We start from the raw sequence: 7,143 nt of genomic DNA, 5'->3' as shown, positions 1-7,143 counted from the left end.
GACAAACTCCCTGCTGGATAAAACTTGGGGGCAACGTCACTCGCAATGGGCCAGAACGAACTTCAAACTGGATTAGACAGGAGGGGCAACGTCAACGACCGCCCGTGCCGGCAATCTGGCGGAAGGTGGCCGGGCCTGTCGCAGCGAGAGCCGCGTGGCGGGCTGTTGTCGTTCGTGTGTTATACAGCGAATGCATTTCAACAGCTCGCGGCATCGCTGCCGCCCGAGAGGAGACCATGCCAAGTTCCGAGGGTAGTAGCATCGCAGATATTGCCGGGATATTCGCAGTACTTGTGCTCGTTGCCGCAAACGGATTTTTCGTCGCTGCGGAATTCTCCCTCGTCGCCGTCCGCCGCAGCCGGGTGGCGGAGCTTGTCGCCGCCGGGCGCATGAATGCCTCGGCCCTGCAGCGGGCGGTGGACAATCTTGATGCGAACCTTGCCGCGACGCAGCTCGGCATCACCATTTCCTCCCTCGCCCTCGGCTGGATCGGCGAGCCGGCCATCGCCCACCTGGTCACGCCGCTTCTGAGCGCCTTGCCCGGATCGCTCGCGACCTTCGGCTCCCACGCGGTGGCTGTGGTCATTTCCTTCATCATCATCACCACGCTGCACATCGTGCTCGGCGAGCTGGCGCCGAAGAGCCTTGCGCTCCAGCGCAGCGAGGGAACGGCCCTGTGGGTGGTGCGGCCGCTGGGCGTGTTCCTGTTCCTGCTGCGCCCGGCCATCGTCACGCTCAATGGCCTGGGCAACCTCGTCCTGCGGCTCGTGGGCCTGCATCCGGGAACGGGCGAGGACTCTTTCCATTCGCCGGAGGAGCTGAAGCTGCTGGTCGCGGCGAGTCAGGAGGCGGGCCTGCTCCAGCATGCGCAGCAGGAGGTGGTGGAGCGTGTCCTGACCATCGGGGATCGCCCCATCGGGGGAATCATGACGCCGCGCCGCGATGTGGAATGGATCGATGCCGATGACACCCAGGAGGAGATCCTGCGGACCATCCGCGCGTGCCGGCACGAGCAGCTGCTCGTGGGCAGGGGCGATATCGTCGAGCCGCTGGGCATGATCCTGAAGAAGGACCTTCTTGATCAGGTCCTCGACGGAAAGGCGCTCGATCCGCTGGCGGCAATGCGTGAGCCTGTGGTCGTGCATGAAGGCACGCCCATCTTCCGCGTGCTGGAGCGTTTCAAGACCGCCCCGGTGCGCCTCGCCATCGTCATCGACGAATATGGCGGCCTCGACGGCGTCGTCACCCAGACCGACCTTCTGGAGGCCATCGCCGGCGATCTTCCCTCCACAGATGATGAGGAGCCCGATCTCGTCGCGCGCGACGATGGCTCGCTCCTGATCGACGGCATGATGCCCGCGCACGAGGCATTCGAGCGCCTGGGCCTTCGCGCGCGCTCCGGCGACTTCCACACCATCGCCGGCTTTGCCCTGTCGCGGCTCGGGCACCTGCCGGACACGGGCGAGCAGTTCGATTATGAGGGCTGGCGTTTCCAGGTGGTGGACATGGATGGGCGGCGAATCGACAAGCTGCTCGCCTTGCGCCTTCCGGCCGGCGATTGACGCGAAGGGCCGGTGCGTCTGGCCCTGGGTCTTTTCTGAAGCCCGCGGAGGCGGCCGGGGAAGTCTGCCGGCTCCGGTGCGAATGCCCGGGGCCGGTGGGCCTCAGGAGTTCCCGGAAGTGGAGGGCCTGGGGCTCGATCGGGCGCGCTGCGCTTCACTCTCCCCGTGTCACAAGCCCTGTGTCGCTAGGCGGGATTGCAGGCGTGGGCCAGGAGGTCGGAGACCAGATCCTTCATCACGAGTGTGGGCTTCGCACGGAACACACCCAGGGTATCCGTGCGTTCCAACGTTTCGAGGTAGCGAAGCACGACATGATATTGCGGGCGATCCCAGAAGTCGTGGATGACGATTTTGGTGTCGGGCGCGCAGTTTAATATCGTGGCGAGGGCACAGGCGACGCGGAAGCGCCCGTCGACTAGCACCAGATCGGGCTGCCAGGCGAGCTTGCGCCAGACGGCCTGATGATAGGCCGGCCACTTCGGCGCGCTGGCCGGATCTCTGGGCATGCCCCACGCGCCGGTCGGGCCGATGTCGATGTGCAGGGCGGTAAAATCCACAGCCGCGATTTCCGGCCTCTGCGCCAGCAGATCGAGCCACTGCACGTCGCTTTCGACGGACGCGATGCGCTTGACCCCCGCGCGGGCCGCCAATGTGGTGCTGCCCCCTGCGCCGAACTCCAGGAAATTCTCCACGCCCTCCAGGGCACGCTGGAACATATCACGTTCCGGATCGGTCATCCGCGGCAGCAGCGGAGCTTTCGGGTCCATGCCCGGCGGCAGGGTCGGCCGGGGTATGCGGCTTATTGTCGCGGAATTGAGAGCCGCCACGGCCTCCGCGTGGCCGGGATGGGTTTCCAGAAAGGCCTGCCAATGCGTGCGAGCGGCGTCCTTGTCTCCGGCCTTCTGGTGCGCCCGCGCGAATAGAATATGATGCCAGCCGCCGGCGTCGGGTGCGCCGGGTTCCGGCACGAGCGCCTCGGCTTCATCCCACCGGCCTTGCGCCAGCAGCAGGCGCATCAGCTCCTTGCGGAAAGTAGGGTCGCCATATTGGTCGAGCTTGTCCGGCTGGGAAAGCATCCCCGCGGTCAACTCGGCGATCCGCGCTTGTACGGATTCTGCCGGTGCGTCTTGCCGTGAGGCACTTTCAGCCTTCATTTCCGCTGTCTTGGCCGTGTTCGTCAAGATGGTGTCTAGATATAGACTGGCGTGCGCTCTCAGATCCGCGAAGGCGCGGGCGGCCTCTTCGCTTCCGAACGACAGGGTTCCGTTGGGGGCAAGCCGCATCGTGAACGCGGGGTTCGTTTCGCCCCAGGGTGTTCCATCCTGCCCATTCAGGCGTGCGAGGATCGCGGCGATTTCCGACCTGCAGCGCGAGGAAACGCCATCTGGTGGGAACTGAGCATCCGGAAGTTGAGCTATTTCCTCGAGCGAAACCGATTCTGATATAAGTCCTCGTGCTATAAGCTTGTTTTTATGAGCTTTCATTCTTTGAGTTGGAAATAGATAGGAATAATGCAGCGTTGCAATATTCGCCTGAAATATTTCAGGAAACTGGTTTCGCGCATATTGCGAATTATGAAGATTGTGTGAGTTTGAATATCCGATATCGCTCGATATGACGGGTTTCCCCCATCGGATTGGGTCAAGGAATGTCTCATCTCTCATAGAGATTGCAAACGTCTCCCTAGATTCCGGATAATTATTAAAAATAAGGCCGGGTAGCGCCTTGAATGGGCGTATATTATTTATCTGCTCTACAATCCTCTCATCCGCGATCCAGCTATCTGCGTCGACCCAGATCAGTCTCTCATCTGTATCCATGACCATGTGGAATTGAGAGGATGTGGCAATCGATTCGTAAAGCTTTCGGAATACATTTCTGATATGTATATTGTTGTGTAGTCCCGTGAACTTGAAGATGGTGCACTCGTCGCGCAAGGAATACAATATATCATTCGCCTCTGGCGAATTGGACATGTTGTCTGCAATAATTATGTTACGTTTGCCGACGATGCGTGAATGATGCTCCATCCACTCGGAGAGGTGCTCCGGTTCGTCTTTTGTTTTTAGAATGATCTTGAATGGCGCGTGGTGGCTCGTGATCTGCTGGCAGATGATTTCGCTCTGGCTCTCCCATTCCAGAATGGGAGAGACGCCCATGGCCGCATCCTCGTCAGCCGCATTCCCCCCTTTCGTATTGAAGTGCGACGTCATCATTCCTCACCACCTTAGAATACTTGGTCTTTTAGCTTCCGGCCGCGATGAAGCGACGTCTGGCGGCGATTCCGCGGGCATACGTCGGAGAATGCCGAAACGCAGGCTGTGGATGGGCGCCGCCGGCTCCTGCGCTAATCGAAAATGACGGCGCGATCAACATTGGCGCGCCGTCCGTCATAATACGTGCGCCAGCCGGGCAATCCCTCTCCGTTCTCGTGTCGGAAGTGGTCGAGATAGCCGCACTCCGCCAGAAAGGTCTCGAAATAACCCGGCCATGTGAATGGGGCCGGGCAGAGGGGGTTGCCGGGGGCTGCGACCATTCCACGGCGAAAAAAGCGGCGCAGCACGACCTCGCTTTCGACCCCGGCCAGGTGGGCGAGGGCAGAGAAGGAATTGGTGCCATGGAGGCGATAGTCGTAAAGCGGCTCCATGACCACTGCCGGTTCTGTAAAGTGGAGGGATTGCAGCACGAAATCCCAGTCGTGGCAGTATTTCAGCGGCAGGAATGGCCCGACGCGGTCGAAGAGCCGGCGGGTGAACAGCAGGTTGCCTGTGGAAACCGCGTGATTGGCCCGCAGCAGCGCGAAGCCGGTCGTCGGGTCTCGCTTCAGGGCCAGCATCTGGCGAAGGGTGAACAGTCTGAAGGGTTCGGGAATTTCGGGCACCTCGGCGGGATCGGCCAGGATCTCGACGAGGGTGAAGGACAATTCCGAACCGGCCTCCGCCATTGCCGAGAACATCGCCGCAATCCTGTCGGGATGGTAGCGGTCGTCTGAATTGATGATCGCGATATGGGAGCCGTGTGAGGCGCCGATGCCGCGGTTGATGGAGGCGTGGGCGCCGAGGTTCTGCTCGTTGCGCAGAAGTACGGTGTTGGCGAAGCGGCGCCTGAAGGGCGTGTCCAGCAACGCAGCGCAGCGCTCGAAAGTGCTGTCGGTCGAAAGGTCGTCCACGATGACCAGCTCCAATTGCGGATAGGTCTGGTCGTGGATGGATTCCAGGCATTCCAGCACGAAGCGCTCATGGCCATAGCTGGGCACGACGATGCTGACGAGAGGTCTGTCGGCCATGGCCGTCACCCGACCACGAACTGGATGGAAGTGGGCGCGGCGATCGCTCTCGCGGCTTTCGAGGAGTCCGTGGTCAGAAGCTCGATTTCATAGCGGCCGGGGGCGACACCGCGCAGCGAGGCGGAAACGGAGAAGCCGCAATCCATCTCTGCATCATCGAGCTTGAGGGCAGCTGCAACGTCCTGCCGCCGGGAGCGCAGGTGGATGGACGTCACATAGCGCGGCAGCTCGGGCGCCGACATGCTGCGCAGGGCGAGCAGCGCGATGCGTGTGCTTTTTCCGGGCCACGTGAACCAGCCGCGCACGCTTATGGCCTGATCGCGCCGCAACAGGAGCGGGCCGGTGGAATCGACCTGCTGTCCGTTCAGGGACTCGATGTTGCACACCGCGCCGCTGCCCCATTCCACCGACATGATGGACGGCGGCACCGACACAAGCTCCTGTTCTTCGCCCACGCGCAGATCGTGCGTCTCGCGGCGTATCAGGCCGGTCAGCGCACGGTTGGCGCGGATCAGTCCCTCCACGTAGCGTCGGGTCTCCGCCAGCCGGTCCTCGGAGCCGTCCGTGGGCGCGAGCAGCGGCGCGAGCGCCAGAGATTCAGGCATCAGCGCGTTGCGCACCGCGCGGAGGTTCGCATGGCCGTTCTCGCGATCCGGCTCCAGGTGGGCGCCCTCGGCCCATTCGTTCCAGGCGTTGACGAAGACCAGGCGCCTGTCTTCCGGCAGCCGCTGGCACGCGTCTGCCACCAGATGCCGCATCCAGGTTTCGAACAATGCCGGCGTGGCGCCGGCGAAGACATTGCCGGCCGCGCCCTTGCGCGCGGTATTGTCCCACGAGGGCATGGCCGTGCGGAAGCGCGGATGCGGCGGATTGGGGCGCGCGATCTCTCCGCGCACGATCTCGGCATAATCGTAGATGGCGCCGCTGCAGCGCGGATTGAGCCCTTCGACCCGGTCATTGATTTTCTGGCTGACCACGCCGTGCGGGGGGAACTCGCAGCTGCTGTCGCAGCCATATTTGTAGGGATCCTGCAGGCCGAAGCTCTCGACCATGCAGATGTGGAGGCCGGGGAAGCCTTCCTCGCGGGCGATCTCGCGCCAGCGGTCCAGCGTTTCCCTGGGCCGCTCCATCAGCGAGATGCGATACACCTGAATGAGGGGGGCGCCGTCAATTTTGATGTAGCGGTCGGACCGGAAATAGCGGATGCAGGAACGAATGAAGTCGATGTCGCTGTCGAAGGTGTGGCGTTGCGCCATCAGCACATCGGCTTCCGATCCGTCCCAGCGGCGCGACCAGCTTTCATTCGCCCAGCAGAGGCAAAAATCGAGATCGAGATCGAGATCGACGTGCCGGTCTATCGGCAGGGTCATCAAGGTCTGGCCGGAGAACCAATAGTAATAGTAGCAGAAGCCGCGGATTCCGTAGCGCTTGGCCAGCGCGACCTGGTCGCGCTGCACCTGGTCGAGGCGCAGGTCGTAGAAGCCGAGGTCGGCCGGGAGGTGCGGCTGGTAGTGTCCCTCGAACAGCGGCTTGGCCGTGGTGACGTTAGTCCACTCCGAAAAGCCCTTGCCCCACCATGTGTCGTTCTCGGGGAAGGGGTGGAACTGTGGCAGGTAGTAGGCCAGCACCTCTACGGAGGCGGCCTCGCCGTTCAGCTGGGCCTCCAGCAGGCGATCGCGCAGGCGGATCATCCCGCTCTGGTCGCCCTCGAACCGGCCGGCGAGAGGCGCGAAGATCTCCGCGAGCCCTGCCAGGGGCATGTCCTCCTGCCGCAGGGAATCGGACAGCCGCACGATGACATCGGTGTCGGCGATGCGCAGCTCGAGGATTTCGCCCACCTTCAGCGCGCCGCGGCTTTCGGCCTTCAGCCGCTTCATCACGGCCTGCGCGGCTTTGGGCGACATCTTCAGCAGGTCGATATCGTATCCCGCCTTGACGGGCATGCGCAGGAACGACGCGATGTCCGGGCGCAACTCCGAGGTAACGTCCGTCAGCACCTTTTCGCCGAAAAGGAAGACATCGATCGCCACCGACTTCATGGGGGTGCGGGTGGAGACGACCCAGCCGATGATGCGTGTCCCCGTGAAGACATCCGCCGCGCCGCGCCAGTGGGGCGGGGATTCGAGGTCCGAGAGATCCGGCGTGACGATGAGGGCTTCGGCCGCCTGCGCATTCTCGTGAGGAGCCTGCGCAGCCGGGAATTCAACCTTCTCGTTTGTCAAGTCGTTCACGGCATCACCAATCCAGCAGAATTAAAAATCAATGGTTGTGTTATTAAATATACTTCCTAATGGT

4 protein-coding genes are annotated in these 7,143 nt (G+C 62.4%); 1 reads left to right on the top strand and 3 read right to left on the bottom strand.

Annotated elements, in window-relative coordinates:
• The first annotated feature begins 236 nt into the window (after positions 1-236).
• Entirely contained in the window at positions 237-1,562 is a 1,326-nt protein-coding gene (locus V5F61_RS19895) for a hemolysin family protein (protein ID WP_393990525.1), read from the top strand.
• Between the two features lie 185 nt (positions 1,563-1,747).
• Here the strand turns inward: V5F61_RS19895 and V5F61_RS19890 are convergent, their stop codons facing one another.
• The 3 genes from V5F61_RS19890 to V5F61_RS19880 form a co-directional block, all read right to left on the bottom strand.
• Positions 1,748-3,778 carry a tetratricopeptide repeat protein gene (locus V5F61_RS19890; protein ID WP_393990524.1) on the bottom strand — a complete coding sequence of 677 codons (2,031 nt, stop codon included), beginning with the start codon at positions 3,776-3,778 and terminating at the stop codon, positions 1,748-1,750.
• 131 nt (positions 3,779-3,909) lie between these two features.
• The gene (locus V5F61_RS19885) at positions 3,910-4,848 is read right to left on the bottom strand and encodes a glycosyltransferase family 2 protein (RefSeq protein ID WP_393990523.1); all 939 of its coding nucleotides are present in this window, start codon (positions 4,846-4,848) and stop codon (positions 3,910-3,912) included.
• A gap of 5 nt (positions 4,849-4,853) precedes the next feature.
• A complete protein-coding gene (locus tag V5F61_RS19880) occupies positions 4,854-7,079 on the bottom strand; it encodes a glycosyltransferase WbsX family protein (RefSeq protein WP_393990522.1) in 2,226 nt (741 codons plus the stop codon).
• Positions 7,080-7,143: the final 64 nt, after the last annotated feature.

It is taken from the genome of Xanthobacter sediminis (assembly GCF_043195015.1).
Lineage (GTDB): Bacteria > Pseudomonadota > Alphaproteobacteria > Rhizobiales > Xanthobacteraceae > Xanthobacter.
Note: the sequence above shows the minus strand (reverse complement) of the source record. Positions and strands in the feature narration are given on the sequence as shown.